Raw genomic sequence first — 14,748 nt, 5'->3', positions numbered from 1 at the left:
TCAACCAATCATTAAGCTCAGATATCACTTTGATTTATTTTATAATGTGGCAATAAAAAACAAAAACCTCATCATCACGCCGCATAAAGACTAAAAAACATGTTCAAACAAAAAAACTAACAATCTGTTTTAAAAGACAAAAAATAACAAAAATAAATAGAAAACGTTTTCATTAAAAAATCAACATTGACAGCTTGTTTTATCTCTATATGATGCGCGACGTTTGCCTAAAATTCGGCATGCGGTGGAATCTAACTAAACGATAAATATGGAGGTAAAAATGGCGGCAGACAATAACTACAGTCTTGGCCCAGTGCCATTAACGGCAAGAAAAGGGGTTATTTCGCTCACGATGGTGATGCTAGGACTGACCTTCTTCTCCGCTAGTATGTGGACTGGTGGTTCGCTCGGGACTGGCCTCTCCTATCACGATTTTTTCCTCGCTGTTCTGATTGGTAATCTTCTTCTCGGTATCTATACTTCTCTTCTTGGTTACATTGGCGCTTCAACTGGTCTCTCTACTCATCTTCTTGCTCGATTTTCTTTTGGATCAAAAGGCTCTTGGCTTCCTTCTCTATTGCTTGGTGGCACACAAGTCGGTTGGTTTGGCGTTGGTGTGGCAATGTTTGCCATTCCGGTACAAAAGGCGACGGGGATAGATACCAACATACTCATCATCATTTCTGGTTTATTAATGACGGTTACCGTCTACTTTGGCATTTCAGCACTGATGGTATTATCAGCCATCGCTGTACCTGCTATTGCTATTCTTGGCGGCTATTCCGTATTTACCGCTGTCGATAGCATAGGAGGAATAACAGAACTGCAAAAAATACAACCAGAACAACCTCTGGATTTTTCAATTGCCCTCGCAATGGTTGTGGGGTCATTTATTAGTGCGGGAACCCTAACGGCCGATTTCGTCCGTTTTGGGAAAAAGCCAATCGGCGCGGTACTCATCACCATGACAGCTTTCTTTATTGGCAACTCTTTGATGTTTATTTTTGGTGCTGCGGGCGCTTCCGTTACCGGGCAATCTGATATTTCAGAAGTCATGATGGCACAAGGATTACTGCTACCCGCTATTATTGTTCTTGGTTTGAATATTTGGACAACCAATGACAACGCACTCTACGCCTCTGGTCTTGGATTCTCTAATATTACCGGCCTACCAAGTAAATACATTTCGATGGCAAATGGGGTCATTGGTACATTATGTGCTCTATGGCTATATAATAACTTCGTTGGTTGGTTAACTTTCTTATCTTTAGCAATACCTCCGGTTGGTGGCGTTATTATTGCTGATTACTTTTCGAATCGTAAACGTTACCAAAAATTTGCAAGTATCAAATTCCAAACCGTCAACTGGGCAGGCATTATAGCAGTGATCATTGGTGTAGCGGCTGGTCACTATATTGCTGGCGTTGTACCACTTAATGCTGTCCTAGGTGGTGCTATTAGCTACCTTATTCTTAATCCAATCATTAATAAAAAAGTACTTGTCGAACAGGCTGCTTAAGGATTTTTCATGAATACGTTATTAATCAAAAACGTTGCATTACAGCACACGCAAGGGGTACATCAGATCCTGATTGAAGATGGTCTGTTTAACACCATTACTGCCAATGATGTCGATTTAGCATTTGAAGGTACAGTGCTAGATGCCGAAGGTGGTTTAGCAGTGGCACCATTTTGTGAACCACACATTCATTTAGATACCACCCAAACCGCTGGTGAACCACACTGGAATATTTCAGGCACTTTATTTGAAGGTATTGAACGTTGGGCTGAACGTAAAGAGTTGCTTTCAGTTGAAGACGTGAAAGTACGTGCAAAACAGACATTGAAATGGCAAATTGCCAATGGTGTACAACATGTACGCACCCATGTTGATGTTTCTGACCCAACATTAGTGGCACTGAAAGCAATGCTTGAAGTGCGTGAAGAAATGAAACCTTGGGTAGACATACAAATCGTTGCTTTTCCACAAGAAGGGATTCTTTCTTACCCCAATGGTAAAGCGCTGCTAGAAGAAGCTGTAAAACTCGGCGCTGACGTCATTGGTGCGATCCCACACTTTGAATTTACCCGTGAGTACGGCGTGGAATCACTACACTACGTCTTTGAACTGGCACAAAAATATGATCGTCTGATTGATGTGCATTGCGATGAAATTGATGATGAACAGTCACGTTTTGTCGAAACGGTTGCGGCACTGGCGCACAAATTTCAAATGGGCGAGAAAGTCACCGCAAGCCATACCACAGCAATGCACTCTTATAATGGTGCATATGCTTCGCGCTTATTCCGTTTGTTGAAAATGTCTGGTATTAACTTTGTTGCTAATCCATTGGTTAATATTCACTTACAAGGCCGCTTTGATGACTATCCAAAACGTCGTGGTATTACGCGCGTTAAAGAGATGTTGGCAGCAGATATCAATGTTTGTTTTGGTCATGACGATGTATTTGATCCTTGGTACCCGCTTGGTACTGCAAACATGTTGCAAGTACTGCACATGGGGTTACATGTCTGTCAAATCATGGGGTATGAGCAAATTAATAATAGTTTGGATTTGATTAGTACCAAATCAGCACGAACTTTAAATATCCAAGATAATTATGGCATTCAGCTCGGTAAGGCAGGTAGTTTGCTGATCCTTCCTGCCGAAAATGGCTTCGATGCTTTGCGCCGCCAAGTTGCCGTTCGCTATTCAATTCGTCATGGTAAAGTGATTGCCGAAACGCAACCAGCTAGCACACGTATTCACCTAGAAAAAACTGAAGCAGTAACGTTTCAGCGTTAGCCCCTATTTCTGAAAAAAAAACGGGCCACCGAGGTGGCCCAAAAGCATAAGTGTATTGCTGAGGTTAAGGTTCGCCTTTCATATTGCAAAAAAGCGGTTAAATAAAATGGACAGTAAATTATTTACAACAGGTTTACCACCATGCCTCCCACATTGCACCAATCGTGACAGTATCTGGGTTAGTTGCCGTTTTAAATAAGCCATCTTTGTCAATAACGGCTTCGTTATCTGCATCACCGACGGTTGCGTAGAAACGCAACATAGGTCGAGCACCAGCGCCTTTACCAAAGGAAATATTTTGCGATAGCGTCACCTTCCAAGAAGAGTTCGTAGCATCGATGTTGTCAAAATCGACCACATCGTAACCCGCTTCTAACCATGTTGAATTGACATCATCCCAGAAATACATCGGGCGAACCACCACGTTGTAGTTAGTGCGATCATACTGTTTGTATTCACCATCTTCATACGCTTGATAGGCGGCTAGGTATTCAATTGCAGCATTGTCTCCCATCGCTTTATTACCATCAAAGCTAACCAACAACGCTGATTGATCTGCGGTTTTCCAAAATACACTGTCTTTTGCGTTGTCAGAGTAGCGAACAATGAAACGATCGCTGCCAAAATTTAATTCTCCCGCAACTTGAAAAGCGTTCAGCTTTTTCGCATCTGGGTCAGAGTTATCATCAAAACCGTAGTTGGCATAAAGGCTTAAATTGGTTGAATCTGAGAAGTTAATACCATGCCATTTGGTGGTCAGTGCATAATTACCGTCTTGATGATCATTAGGTCCTGCGCCTGTTGCGCTCACTACGCTGGCGTCTAGCTTGACGCTTCCTAAATCAAGGTTATAAAAACCACCGCCTTGACCATCGTGCATCATCCAGAAATAGTCATTCAACCCCGTAGCTGGGCGTTGATGAAAATCACGACCTGCCCATACGTAAAGCTCTGGCTGGCTTTCAAAAATGTTGGTCCCACCCGCGTAAGCTTTTGGTACACCAACATCATCGCCCCAGTGGTTAAACATCACTACGACGTCCCAAATCGCGCCGCTATCACTGACAAATCCTTTACCAAATTGGAACTCACCACCATTACCCTCGTTACCTAAACGACCGGTTGAGTTACCATTTAAACGGCCATTAGTTTCAACCAATTTGGCGTCTCCATTTTGGTAAGCAGCACCGTAGCGAGCATAACCAGAGAACACGATACCAGCAGGTACTTTAATGTCTGGTGTCAAAACAAGCGGTTGCTGATCTTGCTCCAACACTTCGGGATTAGGCATTGGATCATTAGCCAATGATGGAGCAGAAGAGAGTACGGCAGCCACTGCGAGGGACAGAGGTAGAAGCTTATAATTTTTCATGTTAAATCCTATTAATCACTGTGTTTGTTTTTGTTCTGCAACCAGTTTAAAAAATGAAACAAGTGAAAATTAAGATTCGCTTCACAGCGCCAGTTTACGCGACAGGTTATGAAATTTAGCCGGGGTCGAATTTAAAAAATTAGTTATAAATATCATAAAGATATATTGACAATATAAGTTCAAACCATTTTGAAAACGGTTTCATTTCATGGGAATAGCTGACTTTTATCACGATAATTCGTCCACTGACGTATCAATTCTTGTTACTGGTAATGAATATTTTCATATTGATGATATTTTTCATCATCAATAGTAATAACCATGCTTCAAAGCGGATAAGCAATTAAGGACAAAACAATGGCGGCACTAACAAACTCGCTCCTTACGCGCTTTTAAGGTACTGTTTATCTTTAAAAGTACGGTTTATTTTGCAGGCATAGTTGCAATGCAAGGAGCAATAATGGCTACACAAAAAGTTCTCGTTTTATATGCGCATCCTTCTCAGAGCCGCTCCGAGGTCAATCTTCCCATGTTCAAAGCGGCGCAAAATATAGCAGGCGTCACCGCTGTCGACCTCTATTTTGAATACCCAACTTTTGATATTAATATTAATAAAGAGCAACAACGTTTATTGGATCATGATGTCATCATTTTCCAATTCCCGTTGTACTGGTATTCAACACCGGCATTGCTGAAAGAGTGGCAAGACTTAGTGCTAGAATATGGTTTTGCTTATGGGCAAGAAGGCACTGCACTAAACGGTAAGGTTTTTATGTGCGCTCTCTCTGCTGGGGGGAAGGAGTCAGCCTATAACGCGGATGGCTATAACCATTTTACGATTCGCGAGTTGTTACAACCGTTAGAACAAATGGCAAACTTAACAGGTATGGTTTACTTACCGCCATTTTCACTGTTTGGTGCACGAACCGCAGAAGAAGATCATCGTGTCCAACAACATCTCAATGAGTGGACAATACTGCTTCATGCATTGGTCGATAACCGTATTAACCTTAAGAAAGTTCGCCATCTGGCCAATATGAACCTTTATTTAACTTCTCTCAATAATGGAGATACTGCATGACCAGTTACTTCCTCCAAGCGTTTATTTATCTCGCTGCCGCTGTTATTGCAGTTCCTCTGGCGAAACGTTTTGGATTAGGTTCGGTACTCGGCTATTTAATCGCTGGGGTAGTGATTGGACCGATTATCGGCTTAGTGGGTGAAGAAACAACAACCATTCAACACTTTGCTGAATTCGGAGTGGTGATGATGCTGTTTTTAGTCGGTTTAGAACTTGAGCCCAAAATGCTGTGGAATATGCGCCATCGCCTGCTTGGACTTGGTGGGTTACAAGTGGCTATAACCACTCTAGCGGTTGCCGCGATTAGCTTACAATTCCAGCTCTCTTGGGAATTATCACTCACGATAGGTCTTATTTTCTCCCTCTCTTCCACCGCTATCGTTTTACAAACCTTTAATGAAAAAAACCTTGGAAAAACAGAAGGTGGCAGTAGCGCTTTTTCAGTACTGTTGATGCAAGACATTGCTGTTATCCCAATGCTCGCGTTTATTCCCTTATTGGCGATGCCTGAATTAGTCGAAAAAGCGCAACAAGCAGCCGCACATATGGCTGAAACACATCAAGAATTGAGTTTAGTCGCAGGACTTCCTGGCTGGGGTTATGGCATTGTCATCACCTTATCAATTGCTATTCTCGTGATCGGTGGTCACTACTTGAGTCGCCCACTGTTTCGCTTCGTCGCCAGTTCCGGTTTAAGAGAAATATTTACCGCTGCTGCACTGATGCTCGTAATTGGGATTGCCGCTTTAATGAGTTTGATCGGTTTGTCGCCAGCTTTAGGCACCTTTCTGGCGGGTGTGGTATTAGCCAACAGTGAGTTTCGTCACGAGTTAGAGTCGAACATTGACCCATTCAAAGGATTATTACTTGGTCTATTCTTTATTACCGTAGGGGCAGGAATTAATTTTCATATTCTGTTTGGTGACTTCTCCTTGGTCATTGGCCTCACTCTGGCCACTATGATATTAAAAGCCGCCATTTTATTTAGCCTTGGTTTTGTTTTTCGTATCAAAGGGGTCAATCGCTGGTTGTTTGCCCTCAGTTTGGCTCAAGCGGGAGAGTTTGGTTTCGTGCTATTAAGCTTTTCGGTACAGAGCCATGTGATCGCCCCTGAAATGGCGCAAATACTATCCTTAGTGGTGGCCTTATCGATGTTCCTGACACCAGGGCTATTTATCTTATTCGATAAAGTGATCATCCCTCGTTATCAGCATGTGCTTAATGATCGCGAAGCCGATGTGATTGAAGAAAAAGGAACGGTAATCATTGCGGGCATCGGCCGCTTTGGACAAATTGTTAACCGCATACTGGTGGCCAATGGGGTACGCACCGTGGCGCTAGACCACCAAGCTGACCAAGTTGAAACCATGCGGAAAATTGAAACTCAAGCTTTCTTTGGTGACGCAACAAGACCCGATCTCTTGCATACCGCCGGCATTGAAGAGGCCTCTTTATTAGTTGTGGCGATAGATAACCGAGAAAGCAGCATTGAATTAGTCAAATATGTTAAACACACTTATCCTCAAGTGACGATTTTGGCACGCGCATTTGATAGAGGCCATGGCTACCTGCTTAGGCAAGCAGGCGCGGATCATATTGAATCAGAAACCTATCATTCAGCTCTTGAAGTGGGCGCACAAGCGTTGCGTAGCTTAGGTTTACACCCTTTTACCGTTGAGCAACAAAAATCAGCCTATAAACGCATTGAACGAGAACAATCTGACGAACTATATAATGCTTGGAGTTCAGAATCGGGCGAGGATCGGTTCGATAATAATTATCGTAAACTCTTTATGCAATTAGAAAAAAGACTAGCCAATGCCATGAATTCTGACCGCAGTGATCAGCATTCCTTATCCGAACGAGGGTGGACTCCACCACCTAAAGACTATGCCTCTGAATTAGAAGAGCCGAAAAACCAGTGAGCAAACTACAAAAAAATTCGATGACAAACAACAGCCAATCCAACGCCTTGGCGCGCCAGTTATTTCAAATGACGTGGCCAATGCTGTTTGGGGTATTATCCTTAATGAGTTTTCAACTTATTGACAGTGCCTTTATCGGCCAATTGGGGGTACTACCACTGGCAGCGCAAGGCTTTACCTTACCGATTCAAATGATCATCATCGGTATCCAGGTTGGTCTCGGCATTGCAACTACCGCAGTGATTGCGCGCGCCATCGGCGCTAACCAGATCCGCTATGCTAAGCAATTGGGCGGGCTCGTGATGGTGATGGGCAGTGTCGGCGTAGCTCTGTTTGGCATGATTATCTATCTGCTCCGTCATCCAATTTTAGCTCTGCTCAGCGCTCCAGAATCGGTATACCCTATCATTGACAGCTACTGGATTTACTGGATTGTTAGTGCTTGGGTTGGCGCGGTGCTCTATTTCTTATACAGCTTGTGCCGTGCCAATGGTAATACCATGCTGCCAGGCAGCATGATGATGGTTACGAGCGTCCTTAACCTCATTTTAGATCCACTCTTTATTTTTACCTTCGATTTGGGGATTCAAGGGGCAGCGCTGGCAACAATTGTTGCGTTTGGAGTTGGCGTTTTGGTCGTTGCACCTAAAGTATCAAAGAAACAGTGGATGCTCTTTGATTGGCAAGATCTCAATGTAGCAAGCAGTATTCGTTCTATCAGCCATATCATGGGCCCAGCAATGATAAGCCAGTTACTTCCTCCCTTATCTTCAATGCTAGCAACAAAATTGTTAGCCAGTTTTGGTACAGCGGCAGTGGCTGCATGGGCTCTAGGCTCTCGTTTTGAGTTCTTCTCCATGGTTTCCGTTTTAGCCTTAACCATGTCAATGCCGCCGATGGTTGGACGTTTACTGGGCGCTAATCAACTGCAAGACATCAGAAAGCTAGTCACTATCGCTTGCCAATTTATTCTCGGCTTCCAATTAATTATCGCCGTACTCACCTACTTATCTTCCAGTTTCTTAGCTGCATTAATGACCAGTGAAGAGAACGTCGAATCAATCCTACATTGGCATTTGATGGTTATCCCCATTAGTTTGGGTCCGTTGGGGGTATGTATGCTGATGGTGTCTGTTTCCAATGCATTGGCTAAATCTTATGTCGCTTTGACCATTTCCGCCTTACGTTTATTCGCCTTTTTCTTACCTTGTTTATGGGTAGGAGCACAAATGGCAGCTATTCATGGCTTATTTGTCGGGGCATTAATCGGTAATATTCTCGCCGGTTTTTCAGCATGGTTTTTATATCGTCACGCACTACGTCAAATCGAAAGAAAGATACTGTCTATTTAAAATATACCCAAACAACTTGAAGTTGCAGGTAGGCGGCAAGTGAAAGAATCCCCATGAGCATAGATAAACTATGTGATTGATGTGATCGAACGTAACCAACACCGCTGCAACTTCAAATAGGAAGGGTATAGCACTATTCTTCATTAAATTAACCACAAGACACAGAATCACATAAATAAAAACATAAAATGAAAATCAAGGAAAAAAAATGAATTAATCTGTTTTATTAATCCTAATGCTGGAAATTTAAAAAATAAATTGAAACAATAACTACAATTAAACAAGTGGCATATAAATTACACCCATTAGGTAAAGAACATGTTTCCACCACCATCCACATCCGCTGCCATTCAATCAAGAACCGCAGAAACAGCAACAAATACTCTTCCCGACCTCATGGTACACAGTGTGCGACAAAAAACTAAACATGAACAAGTTTTTCCTGCGGTACGCTCGAAATCAGAAAGTACGAATCATTTAGGAGCATCTGTTGCTACAACATCCAAAACTGCGAGTAAGCCAATTAAACCCTTTGTAGTACAGGAAACCGAAGAGACTAAACTGGCATACATCTACATTCCTGAGGACTTTATAGCAACTTTCAACGCATATGCAGCGCTATCAACTCGTGTACCAGCTGACCATAATCCTCACTGTAAGGGACTGGAAAAAATGGTTGATAAAAGTGGTGTTACCCCCATTGACTGTGATGCTTTGATAAGGAGTCATGCGAAATCACTCTATGTAGTACAACCAGGGGAACAACACACAGTATATTACTCAGAGATTAACAGAGAGACTCCTAGGGAAGTCCACGTATCTGAGATGAGGGAAATAAGTGAAATTGCTGAACAAGAGGTCCGAAGAAAAGAATTCACTACATCATCGGCGGTCACAAAGATAGAAAAATGTATTAAAAAAATACGCATGAGCGCAGGTCAAGATACAGAATTTCCTGTTATTACCGATTATAAAAAAGAAACAGAAATAACAAAATGGAACCCAAAAAATGCCAGAGAATGGTTATCAAAATATGCTGATACACAGCTCGCTAAGATAGGTGATAACATCGACAATGTAATTCAACGACAACAGACACTTAATAAAACTATTACTGCACAAGAGAATGAGATAAAAAGGTTAGAGAATCGTAGGTCGAAATATTCATTTAATACTGGAAGAAGAGAGGATGAACATCAATTAGCGAAATATTCTAGGAAAATCGATGAAGCTGAGAAGGAGTTATCATCATCAAGGAATCGATTGGAACACTTAAAAAGTGAATACCGCACATTATCCAACTACAAACATTATCAACAACTTTTGAACAAAGCACTCAAACTAACGGAAGGTAATACAGAGAAGAAAATAAGTCTATACATAGAGAATAAAGCAGAACTCAAGGATGATAAAGCAGAACTCAAGGATGATAAAGCAGAACTCAAGGATGATAAAGCAGAACTCAAGGGTACTGCAGCTGATTTAACTCAGCAAACAAAGACGACTACGGCCAAATCCAGCAGTCATCAGCACGATAAGCTTAAAGATCTTCGTATGAGGGTGGAAGCAACATCACGAGAAAAGGTAACATCACAAGAAGAGAAAGCTAAACTATCAGAAGAGGGAGCTAAACTTGAAGAGGAGTTGGATGCATCATTACAAAACTCAGCCACTCGACACCAACCACCAGTAATGATGCTAGAAACACTTAAATGCTTTACGTTAAAGACGCAAAAGCCATTAGTTAAGATAAATATGGTGAAATCACCAATGAGTAAGCATTTCATAACAGCAAATCCTAAAGAAGGCACGTTTCAAGAGTCAGTTATATATGATAATCGTCTTTATGTAGCCAAAATTAAGGTAGAAGAATTTGCTCCTCCAGCTACAACGAATTTCCCCGAGCCCATAGAGACTGCAAATACTGAAGATCAGATGGTATTATTAGAATCATTACCAAACGTACCACCAGATGGTTTCGGAGAAACCTCCAAGAACTTTCCTAACTGTGTGATAGCTAATTTATTTAAATTTTTACCAGATGAAAAGATAAGCGATTTAAAATATGAGATGGAATATGAAGATGATCCTCATCAAGAAATACTCAGGTATTACCGTGAAAAAGTAACCATAAAAAATAAGGGGGAAATAACGTTCACATTGACTACCGAACCACAAGCTTAGCAGTGAACTATACCCAAACAACTTGAAGTTGCAGGTAGGCGGCAAGTGAGTTCACCCCCATGAGCATAGATAAACTATGTGATTGGGGTGACCAAACGTAACCAACACTGCTGCAACTTCAAATAGGAAGGGTATATCGACTTATTTTCCTTCTATAAAAATAACAGATGAACCCACTGTTAATAAGGCTGGTCTCATACAATATAAAAGGCTCCCAATAATGGGAGCCTCATTAATATAGAATGGTTAGTAATTATCGTGAGCGACGTGCTCGAACTGCATCAGCTAACTGACGAAGAACGGCTTCTGTATCATCCCAACCAATACACGCATCAGTAATCGATTGCCCGTACGTTGCAGCGCAACCATCGACTAAATCTTGACGACCTTCCACAAGATGAGATTCAATCATCACCCCAAAAATAGCGTGTTCACCATTAGCAAGCTGTTCACTCACATCTTGTGCCACCACCATTTGACGATTGTAGTCTTTCGAGCTGTTTGCGTGGCTGAAATCGATCATCACTTTTTGTGGTAAACCCGACGCTTCAAGCTCTTGCTTAATCACACCTACGTGTTGTGCACTATAATTTGGCTCTTTACCACCACGCAAAATAATGTGGCAATCTGGATTACCCGCAGTTTGAATAATGGCAGAGTGGCCAAACTTCGTCACTGACAAAAAATGGTGTGAAGCACTGGCAGAGCGGATCGCATCGGAAGCGATTTTTATATTGCCATCCGTACCATTTTTAAAGCCAACTGGGCAAGAAAGTCCAGAAGCTAGCTCTCGGTGAACCTGAGATTCTGTTGTACGAGCACCAATAGCGCCCCAGCTGATAAGGTCGGCCACATATTGAGGGGTAATCATATCCAAAAATTCACTGGCTGTTGGCATGCCCATATCCGTTAAATCAAGCAACAATTTACGCCCCATGCGTAAACCATCATTGATTTTATAGGTATCATTTAGGTAAGGGTCGTTAATTAAACCTTTCCAACCCACCGTGGTACGTGGCTTTTCAAAATATACGCGCATCACGATTTCAAGGCGATCACCCAACTCGTCACGCAATACTTTCAGTCGCTTACCATATTCAACCGCCGCCTCAGGGTCATGAATTGAACATGGACCAATAATAACCAATAGGCGATCATCTTTATCTTGCAGAATGTTATGGATCGCTTCACGTGCTTGAAATGTGGTTGAAGAAGCAATTTCTGTCGCTGGAAACTTTTCTAAAACGGCAACAGGGGGTAATAACTCTTTAACTCTTTTAATTTTTACATCATCGGTCTGGAACATTGCTTACTTCTTCCTTTCTATTCTTTCTACTGCCTGCCATATGAACAGCGATGGCGAATCTAATTTGCAGCCTTGCTTTCGGCCTTCCCTTGTAACTTATCCACTAAAAACCTCAACTTCAATCATTATTTTCATCAAAAGGCAATATTATTGTATTTTTTACAAAACAAGCATCATGTAAAAAATTCGTTACATGGAATACTGTTGTCAGATTTTTTGCTTTATGCTGTCTCAAGAGTGCAATATCTTGTTGATATTGCTAAGGTAGATGAATAACAAATAAAAATAGAAGTTCAACAATGAACGTGATCGAATTTAGTAACGTCAATAAATGGTATAACGATTTTCACGCTTTAAAAGATATTACGCTGCAAGTCCAACGTGGTGAAATATTAGTCGTTTGTGGTCCCTCCGGCTCTGGAAAATCAACGTTAATCCGGACTGTAAACCGGCTAGAAGCCATTACTGAGGGCAGTATTACACTGCGCTCAGCTCAATCAAACGCTTCATTATCAGCAGGGAAAATCGGTATGGTTTTTCAACATTTCAATCTGTTTCCGCATTTAACTGTTATCGAAAACTTGACACTTGCTCCTATTCGCACCTTGAAACTCTCAAAATCCGCAGCAAGGGAACGCGCACTGCATTTTCTAGAGCGCGTCAATATTGTTGAGCAAGCCGATAAGTACCCGGTGCAACTGTCTGGCGGCCAACAACAACGCGTCGCTATTGCTCGCTCACTGTGCATGCAGCCAGAGATTTTACTGTTTGACGAACCCACTTCTGCGCTTGATCCTGAAACCATTCAAGAAGTGTTGGATGTCATGGTCGATCTCGCTCAAGATGGTATCACCATGATGTGCGTGACTCATGAAATGGGCTTTGCGCGCAAAGTGGCAGATCGCGTTATCTTTATGGATGAAGGAGAAATCTTGGAAATTGCGACACCAGAGGTGCTGTTTAGCCAACCTAAACACCCTAGAACACAACAGTTTCTCAAACAAATCCTCAGTCACTGATGATAAAAGTCATGATCAAACCTGTGCTGTCTGCTGCTGCACAAATGGTACTACTGTTGTTAGGTATGATGTGGTTACTCAACTCTGGGGCTCAAGCGATGGGCTACCAATGGCAGTGGGAGCGTGTTCCTGACTACATTGCATTTTATGAAGATGGTGAATGGTGGCCTGCAGAGCTTATCGAGGGCTTAGTGGTTACCTTACAAATCTCTGCCATCAGTCTGTTTTTAACACTGGTGATTGGGCTTACGACAGCACTATTAAAGCTCTCAAACTCTATCGTTGGACGGCTATTAGCGAATGGTTATATCGAGCTTATCCGTAACACACCTTTGCTGGTTCAAATTTATCTGCTTTACTTTGTGTTTGGTCCCGTTATTGGGCTGGATCGCTTTTCCACTGCTGTTGTTGCTTTGTCCTTGTTTCAAGGCGCGTACACCGCTGAAGTGTTTCGTGGTGGATTAAACAGTATTGCCAAAGGTCAGTTTGAGGCGTCTCAATCACTCGGGTTATCGCGCTTTTATACTTACTACGATGTGATCCTCCCGCAACTACTTCAACGTACATTACCTCCGTTGACCAATGAAGTAGTGTCGTTAATTAAAAACTCTTCAATAGTCAGTGTAATGGCGATTTTCGACCTCACCACACAAGGTAGAAACATCGTGTCTGAAACCGCTATGCCATTTGAAATTTGGTTTACCGTCGCGGGTATTTATTTGCTGTTAACGCTTTCTTTATCGGGGCTTTCAGCTTGGCTAGAACATAAACTGGGCGCTCAGTGGCGCTCTCAAAAATGAACCAGAAGAAGGGAAATAGCATGCAACCATATGGAAAAATAAGCTGGCGAAAACGAGGCTTTTTGAGTATTGCATTCAGTGCACTATTGGGATTGGCCGTCTCACTACCAGCGACCGCAAGTGACACGCCTAACCTAGATAAAATCAACGAACGAGGCACGCTACGTGTAGGCATGTCGACGTTTGTACCTTGGGCAATGCGCGATAAGCAAGGTGAATTGATCGGTTTTGAAATTGATGTCGCTAAACGCTTAGCTGCGGACTCAGGTTGGAAAGTTGAATTTGTACCGACAGCGTGGGATGGAATTATCCCCGCACTTTTGGCCAAAAAATTTGATGTAATCATTGGTGGTATGTCTGTCACACCTGAACGTTCAAAAAGCGTACTATTTAGCGCCCCTTATTCTCACTCAGGGGTACAACTTGCGGCAAGCAAAGCACTCGCGACTGGCTTTTCAACTTTTGATGACTTTAACTCTCGCAAAGTGAAAATTGCGGCTCGCCGCGGCGCGTTTACAGTGCAAGTCGCACGTGAAACCTTTCCCAAAGCAAAAGTTCTGCAATTCGATGACGATGCGCAAGCGTTCCAAGAAGTGCTCAATGGTAATGCTCACGCAGTGATTGCCTCTAGCCCTAAACCAGAACATGAAACGGTCAAACACAGTGATAAACTGTTTATTCCTTTTAGCGAACGTTTATCAAAAGGCAATGAAGCTTTTGCTGTTCGTCTGGGTGAAAACGATAAAAGAGTCTTTTTTGATCAATGGATTGAAGCTCGCACTGCCGATGGTTGGCTCAGTGAGCGTTATGAATATTGGTTCTCAACGCTAGATTGGCAAAAGCAAATTGCTTCAGGGCAATGATGCTAGGGAACAAATGTGAATACAACGACAGCATTGACCA

At 42.4% G+C, this 14,748-nt stretch carries 11 protein-coding genes; 9 read left to right on the top strand and 2 right to left on the bottom strand.

The window, feature by feature from the left end; genetic code table 11:
- Nucleotides 1-280: 280 nt before the first annotated feature.
- A complete protein-coding gene (gene codB, locus MCT08_RS14675; protein WP_274678744.1) occupies nucleotides 281-1,519 on the top strand; it encodes a cytosine permease in 1,239 nt (412 codons plus the stop codon).
- Nucleotides 1,520-1,528: 9 nt separating this feature from the next.
- Entirely contained in the window at nucleotides 1,529-2,806 is a 1,278-nt protein-coding gene (locus MCT08_RS14670; protein WP_274678743.1) for a cytosine deaminase, read from the top strand.
- Between the two features lie 133 nt (nucleotides 2,807-2,939).
- Here the strand turns inward: MCT08_RS14670 and MCT08_RS14665 are convergent, their stop codons facing one another.
- Nucleotides 2,940-4,178 carry a carbohydrate porin gene (locus MCT08_RS14665; protein ID WP_053311686.1) on the bottom strand — a complete coding sequence of 413 codons (1,239 nt, stop codon included), beginning with the start codon at nucleotides 4,176-4,178 and terminating at the stop codon, nucleotides 2,940-2,942.
- A 460-nt stretch (nucleotides 4,179-4,638) separates the two neighbouring features.
- Here MCT08_RS14665 and MCT08_RS14660 point away from each other — a divergent pair, with 460 nt between their 5' ends.
- The 4 genes from MCT08_RS14660 (at nucleotide 4,639) to MCT08_RS14645 (ending at nucleotide 10,720) form a co-directional block, all read left to right on the top strand.
- The gene (locus MCT08_RS14660) at nucleotides 4,639-5,259 is read left to right on the top strand and encodes an NAD(P)H-dependent oxidoreductase (protein WP_053311685.1); all 621 of its coding nucleotides are present in this window, start codon (nucleotides 4,639-4,641) and stop codon (nucleotides 5,257-5,259) included.
- Complete coding sequence (locus MCT08_RS14655; protein WP_274673134.1) at nucleotides 5,256-7,184, top strand: monovalent cation:proton antiporter-2 (CPA2) family protein; 1,929 nt, start codon at nucleotides 5,256-5,258, stop codon at nucleotides 7,182-7,184. The genes MCT08_RS14660 and MCT08_RS14655 overlap by 4 nt, the downstream gene beginning before the upstream one ends.
- 20 nt (nucleotides 7,185-7,204) lie before the next feature.
- A complete protein-coding gene (locus tag MCT08_RS14650; protein ID WP_168780519.1) occupies nucleotides 7,205-8,536 on the top strand; it encodes an MATE family efflux transporter in 1,332 nt (443 codons plus the stop codon).
- 318 nt (nucleotides 8,537-8,854) lie between these two features.
- On the top strand, nucleotides 8,855-10,720 hold the full coding sequence (locus tag MCT08_RS14645; protein WP_274678742.1) for a coiled-coil domain-containing protein: 1,866 nt from the start codon (nucleotides 8,855-8,857) through the stop codon (nucleotides 10,718-10,720).
- 253 nt (nucleotides 10,721-10,973) lie between these two features.
- Here the strand turns inward: MCT08_RS14645 and aroG are convergent, their stop codons facing one another.
- Nucleotides 10,974-12,026, bottom strand: a complete 1,053-nt coding sequence (gene aroG, locus MCT08_RS14640) for a 3-deoxy-7-phosphoheptulonate synthase AroG (protein ID WP_274678741.1) — start codon at nucleotides 12,024-12,026, stop codon at nucleotides 10,974-10,976.
- A gap of 299 nt (nucleotides 12,027-12,325) precedes the next feature.
- Here aroG and MCT08_RS14635 point away from each other — a divergent pair, with 299 nt between their 5' ends.
- Genes MCT08_RS14635 through MCT08_RS14625 form a run of 3 tightly spaced genes read left to right on the top strand, consistent with a single transcriptional unit; the run spans nucleotide 12,326 to nucleotide 14,708 of the window.
- A complete protein-coding gene (locus tag MCT08_RS14635; RefSeq protein ID WP_274678740.1) occupies nucleotides 12,326-13,045 on the top strand; it encodes an amino acid ABC transporter ATP-binding protein in 720 nt (239 codons plus the stop codon).
- Nucleotides 13,045-13,845, top strand: coding sequence for an amino acid ABC transporter permease (locus tag MCT08_RS14630; RefSeq protein ID WP_168780539.1), 801 nt, complete (start codon nucleotides 13,045-13,047; stop codon nucleotides 13,843-13,845). The genes MCT08_RS14635 and MCT08_RS14630 overlap by 1 nt, the downstream gene beginning before the upstream one ends.
- Before the next feature lie 20 nt (nucleotides 13,846-13,865).
- Nucleotides 13,866-14,708, top strand: a complete 843-nt coding sequence (locus MCT08_RS14625; protein WP_172533288.1) for a transporter substrate-binding domain-containing protein — start codon at nucleotides 13,866-13,868, stop codon at nucleotides 14,706-14,708.
- The last annotated feature ends 40 nt before the right edge of the window (nucleotides 14,709-14,748 follow it).

The sequence above is a fragment of the Vibrio aestuarianus genome (assembly GCF_028858425.1).
Taxonomy (GTDB): Bacteria; Pseudomonadota; Gammaproteobacteria; order Enterobacterales; family Vibrionaceae; genus Vibrio; species Vibrio aestuarianus.
The sequence above is the reverse complement of the archived record's forward strand: the minus strand, read 5'-3'. Positions and strand labels throughout refer to the sequence as shown.

Bases quoted from the DNA above. Each gene is read 5' to 3' on its own strand.
- MCT08_RS14645 (WP_274678742.1), top strand. From the start codon at position 8,855: ATGTTTCCACCACCATCCACATCCGCTGCCATTCAATCAAGAACCGCA.
- MCT08_RS14625 (WP_172533288.1), top strand. From the start codon at position 13,866: ATGCAACCATATGGAAAAATAAGCTGGCGAAAACGAGGCTTTTTGAGT.
- MCT08_RS14635 (WP_274678740.1), top strand. From the start codon at position 12,326: ATGAACGTGATCGAATTTAGTAACGTCAATAAATGGTATAACGATTTT.
- aroG (WP_274678741.1), bottom strand. From the start codon at position 12,026: ATGTTCCAGACCGATGATGTAAAAATTAAAAGAGTTAAAGAGTTATTA.
- MCT08_RS14650 (WP_168780519.1), top strand. From the start codon at position 7,205: ATGACAAACAACAGCCAATCCAACGCCTTGGCGCGCCAGTTATTTCAA.
- MCT08_RS14670 (WP_274678743.1), top strand. From the start codon at position 1,529: ATGAATACGTTATTAATCAAAAACGTTGCATTACAGCACACGCAAGGG.
- MCT08_RS14655 (WP_274673134.1), top strand. From the start codon at position 5,256: ATGACCAGTTACTTCCTCCAAGCGTTTATTTATCTCGCTGCCGCTGTT.
- MCT08_RS14660 (WP_053311685.1), top strand. From the start codon at position 4,639: ATGGCTACACAAAAAGTTCTCGTTTTATATGCGCATCCTTCTCAGAGC.
- MCT08_RS14665 (WP_053311686.1), bottom strand. From the start codon at position 4,178: ATGAAAAATTATAAGCTTCTACCTCTGTCCCTCGCAGTGGCTGCCGTA.
- codB (WP_274678744.1), top strand. From the start codon at position 281: ATGGCGGCAGACAATAACTACAGTCTTGGCCCAGTGCCATTAACGGCA.
- MCT08_RS14630 (WP_168780539.1), top strand. From the start codon at position 13,045: ATGATAAAAGTCATGATCAAACCTGTGCTGTCTGCTGCTGCACAAATG.